At 69.3% G+C, this 4,592-nt stretch carries 4 protein-coding genes and 1 pseudogene; 1 reads left to right on the top strand and 4 read right to left on the bottom strand.

Annotated elements, in window-relative coordinates; all coding sequences use genetic code 11:
• Window positions 1–515, bottom strand: a pseudogene (locus A5698_RS05735) (hypothetical protein); the annotation flags it as partial.
• A gap of 83 nt (window positions 516–598) precedes the next feature.
• On the opposite strand from A5698_RS05735, the gene A5698_RS05730 reads away from it, so the two are divergent.
• Entirely contained in the window at window positions 599–1,054 is a 456-nt protein-coding gene (locus A5698_RS05730; RefSeq protein ID WP_068294271.1) for a hypothetical protein, read from the top strand.
• Here the strand turns inward: A5698_RS05730 and A5698_RS05725 are convergent, their stop codons facing one another.
• The 3 genes from A5698_RS05725 to A5698_RS05715 form a co-directional block, all read right to left on the bottom strand.
• Window positions 1,055–2,260, bottom strand: a complete 1,206-nt coding sequence (locus A5698_RS05725) for a CHAT domain-containing protein (protein WP_197506682.1) — start codon at window positions 2,258–2,260, stop codon at window positions 1,055–1,057. It abuts the gene before it with no gap.
• Window positions 2,242–3,864 carry a hypothetical protein gene (locus A5698_RS05720; protein WP_068294275.1) on the bottom strand — a complete coding sequence of 541 codons (1,623 nt, stop codon included), beginning with the start codon at window positions 3,862–3,864 and terminating at the stop codon, window positions 2,242–2,244. Before A5698_RS05720 ends, A5698_RS05725 begins: the two co-directional genes overlap by 19 nt.
• A 62-nt stretch (window positions 3,865–3,926) precedes the next feature.
• A complete protein-coding gene (locus A5698_RS05715; protein ID WP_068294267.1) occupies window positions 3,927–4,400 on the bottom strand; it encodes a lipoprotein LpqH in 474 nt (157 codons plus the stop codon).
• Window positions 4,401–4,592 lie beyond the last annotated feature (192 nt).

Below are 4,592 nucleotides of genomic sequence, written 5' to 3'. Positions count from 1 at the left end.
CTGCGGCTCAGTTGCCTCGCCAGTTCGGCGATGACTTTCTCGTCGGAGACGAACCGGTTCAGCACCTCGATGGCGGTACGGTCGCGTTCGCCGTGAATGTCGCGCAGAACCTCCTCGGCTTCCGAACCGTGTTGTGCGGGATGACCTTTCGTCACGGCTAACTCGAAAGACACGGGGAAGTAGAGCTCCTGGGCGTTTCCCGACGTGATGCGCAGCCGGCGCCGCTCGCGTTTGAGCACCTCGAACCACGCCGCGGTGTCGCGCAGCTGTGCACTGCGCCCCACGATCGCGTCGAACATCGCGTCGGCCACATCGGGTGCGACGAACGGCGCCGAGAACTGGGTGTTGGACCGGAGCCGCAGCACGAGCGGGTCGATGATCCGCTTCACGGTTCGTCGCAGTGGCCCACCGTCGTCGCTGCTGAGCACCTCCACACCGGGACCGACGGCGCGCCACGCCCGGTCGATGACCGCCCGGCGCGGATGGGCGACGGCGACGGTCGCCTCGGTGCTCATCAGGACAGGATAGAAGTAGGTCCCGCTTGTGGACAGCGAGAAAGTTGGGTTCGGTAGCGGCTCGGCCGTCCGACCCTGAAGACATGTTCACTGCGCTGTTCGCGTTCGTCTGCATCGTCTACATCGGCACCACGGCCGCTTCGTTACTGCCCAGCTGGAGGCTATCGGTACCGGAGCCCGGCGAGGCCGACGAGCGGCTGGCCACGGCGGACGATATCCGCGCTGCGCGGGCGGAATTCGATCGGACGCTGGTGCGCAAGGGCCTGCTCACAGACGACCGGCTCGAGCTGATCCGCAGCGGGGTCCGGTCGCCGGCGGTCGTCACCGGCATGCGGCCCACGGGACAGACCCTCGAGGACTGCCGGGAAGTCGAACTCGATGTGATGGTGAAAAAACCTGGCGGCGGGCAGTTTCCAGCTCACGAGACCGCGCTGGTGCCCGCGTCCGCACTCGTCAAGGTCTCCCCTGGCAGCGTCATCGACACCTACCACCGTCCCGGCGACGAGTCCGCCGTGGCGATCTGCGTCGCGCCGGCGTGATCAGCGGGCGCCGTCGACGGCGAAACTGACCAGGGCCGCCCAATACAGCGGGCTGGCGCTGCGATCGCCGTCGCGCCAGTCCCGCATCCGCTGTCGCTGCCAGGCGTTCACCGCCCAACCGGCATCGTGGGATTCGTGTGCGCTGTCGACGGCGACGATCGCCTCGCTCATCGGATCCGCGTCGGATGCCGCGAACTGGCGGTAACCGGCCGTCGTGGGCAACGACCACAGGGTGGCGGTGACCAGTTGGGCGCCGCCCAGGATCATCGCGGCCACCAGCCCGCTGGCCTCATCGAACTGGTAGTCGCCTCCGGAGGCGCACGCCAGCAGCGCCACCCGCGGAGGGAACGGCAACCGCGCCGTCATGAGTTCACCGGCCGTCAGCGGCCGCTCCTCGGCCAGATGCAGGGCCGCGCGGTCCGCGTGGCCGGCGTCGCCGTCGGCGGCGGTCGCGTGCCCGACGTACACCATCCGGCTGGGCCGCCTGCCGAGATGGCCGGCGAGCCAGCCGCGGTCGGCGTCCGTGCGCCGGAACAACTCGACGACGCCTTCGGCGTCCGGCAACAGCGTGCGACGGGTCCGTAGCTCGGCGAAATGACGGGCCAGGACCGTGTCGGGAGACGGCCGGCCCAGCACCGATCCCAGCGCCGAGTCGGGTCGCTGGCCGGGAACCCGCGGATCGAGCACGACCAGGATCGGGTCGTCACGCCTGTTGTGCCAATCCGCCGACGTCCGAGGCGAATTGACGATGTTCGGCGGTGCGGCCATCAGCACCTCGACCAGTTCCATCAGCCGGGTGCCCTTGTCGTTGGGTGCCGCGAGCAGGCCCCACGGCATCCTGGCCAGTCTCGCGCTCGGCGACACGAAGAGCGTCGCGGGCGGTTCCGCGTGGTCGGTCAGCAACTGCCAGGCCGGCGCCGGGAGCAGGTGTGTGCCCAATGCTCGGGCGAGCTCGAATTCGGTTGTGGGCGAGGAGAACGCCCCTGTGGTGATCGCGCGGTTCAGCGCGTCGCGCCTGGTCTCGGAGCCGACGGGGTCGGGCAAAGCCTCGCCCAGTCGCTGCACGGCCCCGGTGAGGTCTTGCTGCTCGACGACCCAGGTGACCGTCTTGGCGGGATCGCCGACGACCCGCAGGCTGGCGTAGGTCGCCACACCGACGTCGGCGAACCGCAGGACCAAGGTCTCGGTCAGGGCCACGTGGACCACGCGGGCTCGTCCGCGGTGACGTCGCGGCCGTAGCGCTCGGCCGCCAGCGCGCGGTAGCGACCGATGATCGGCGCGGTGGTCGGATCCATCACCAGCGGCGGCAACGGTCCGAGCCGCGTCAGCGATGCGCCGCCGGTGATGACCGGCCCGGAGGCGACCAGCGCGTACTCCTCGGCCGACTCGACGGGCACCGCCGCGGTGGCGGTGTCGGCCCAGGCCAGGGCGTCCGCCGACCCCGGCTCGGCCGTGAACGTGCCGCGCGCGGTGTGGTATTCGATGAGCTCGCTGACGAGCTCGGTGTTGCCCCACTCCCAGGCGACTGCGAAGGCGCCCGCGAGGATCGGCGCGGACACGTGGGTGGCCCACCGCATGCGGGCGTCGGCGTCGGGAATCGCGTGCCGCACCGAGTCGACGGCCAGCGCTGCGGGCAGTTTGAGGTCGGCGGCCTTCTCGAGCTTTTCCGCGGCGTTGGCCGGATCGGCCAGCGCGTCAGCCCGCCAGATGTTGCCGAGTTGGTCGTCGAGCCGCGCGTACTGCAGCCAGGTGTGTCGCGGCCACGCGTCGAGCAGCTCGCGGGCCTGTGCGACACGCTCTTGCGCCGCGGTGAAGTCTTGACGGAAGATGTCGACCCAGCTGCGCTGCAACAGGATTCGGTGGATGTGCAGCGGCTTCTCGATCTCACGCCAGTGCCGTTCGGCGTGACCGAGTCGCTCGTCGGCGTCGTCGAGTGCGTTCACGGAGATGCTGATCAAGCCGAAATAGAGCCAGCACCGCGAGACATCGTGTGCGCGAAGATGTTCGGCGATCGCCGGATACGCCTCGTGCACCAACGCCTGGGCCTGCGGCCGGTCCCCCGCCGACCACGCCGCCGTCGCACGTTCGAGTTGTGTACGCGCCACCGCAAGCCGCCACCCCCGCGCCTCGGCCCGCGCCCCCGCCCGCCGCAGCCAGGGTTCGGCCTCCGAGAGGCGACCCGTCTCGACGCAGAACCTGCCGTAGCCGGTGGCCCCGAGGACGAGGAGGTGGTCGTCGAACTCGTCCGGAGACGAACCGCGGCGCTGGATGACGTCGATGACCCGTTCCCACAACGGAATCGACTTGACGTGCAGGTCATCATCGCAGAGCGCGACCGCGCACAGGATCTCCGCGTAGGTGATCAGGAAGTGGTGTTCGGCGGCGAGTTCGGCCACGGGCTCGTCGTCGGTCAGCGCGATGAGCGTGGCCTCGGCCGTCTCGTGGTCGCCGTGCGCGGCGGCCAACCCGCTCTGCAGGAACCGGGCCCGTCGCGAGTATCGGCGCATCATCAGCTCGATCTCGGCCGGCGACATCGTCACCTGGGCGGCGGCTTCGGAATCGGTACCGGCGAGGATCCCCGAGTAGACGGCGAGGCATTCGCGCATGCGGTGCAGGCACTCCTCGGTGCCGTTGTAGGCGGTGCGAACGAGGTAGATCTCGCCGAGCAACGCGTACACCTCGAGCATCCAGTCGTCGCGGTCGGCCTGCTCGATCTGCGGGACCAACGACAGCAGCAGGTCCTTGGCCGCCTCCTCGTTGGCGGCGAACGCCAGGGAACGCGCGCGCTCGAGGTCCGCGGGGATCGCCACGGCTGAATCATAGAAAGCGGCGGGCATGCCTGGCATGCCCGCCGCTTCGGGAGGTGGATCGTTCAACTGCAGTTGACCGTGACGGTGAACGGCTTCGTGATCGACCCTGCCATCGGGTTCGAGATGTCGGCGCCGGTGGCTTCGCCGGTGATGGTGTACGTGTCGCCATCGACTTTCACCTCGGCCGACCCGACCTTGGCGCCCATGGTGTTGGTGACCGCGAGGGCATTGCCGTCGACGACCATGCCCAGCGACTCGACCGTCGGCGTCGCTTCGTCGGTCATCACGATGCCCAACCCCTGCTGCCCGCCGATCGCGCCGCTGGCGACGTTGATCTTGCCGCCCTGCTTGACGCACGTGACCGTGTCGAGGTCCAGGCCCGCGAGGTCGTTGCCGTCGACCTTCACCTGCGTGTTGCCGCCGTTGCTCACACCCGCGGCGCTGGCCGCAGGGGCGCTGCCTTTGTCGTCCGAACAGCCCACCAGCACGGTGGCGCCGGCGACCAGTCCGATCAGACCCACTACAACCCGATTCATCGCTCTTCCCTTCGTTTGAACGTCGCCCCGATGGCGCCCGTCATGGAGGAAGTCAAAGCCGCGCCGGTGGCTACCGATCCCAAACTTTGTCGGCGCCCGACGGTACGGTTCGCAGTCGATGCGCAGGTTCACGGTCGACGAGCGGCGGGCACGGCTGGCCCATCGCCACTTCCTGTCTGCGCCCGCCAACTC

This window comes from Mycobacterium sp. E136 (genome assembly GCF_001666865.1).
Taxonomy (GTDB): Bacteria; Actinomycetota; Actinomycetes; order Mycobacteriales; family Mycobacteriaceae; genus Mycobacterium.
Note: the sequence above shows the minus strand (reverse complement) of the source record. Positions and strands in the feature narration are given on the sequence as shown.

Coding starts and splice junctions, on each gene's coding strand:
- A5698_RS05730 (WP_068294271.1), top strand. CDS start 599: ATGTTCACTGCGCTGTTCGCGTTCGTCTGCATCGTCTACATCGGCACC.
- A5698_RS05715 (WP_068294267.1), bottom strand. CDS start 4,400: ATGAATCGGGTTGTAGTGGGTCTGATCGGACTGGTCGCCGGCGCCACC.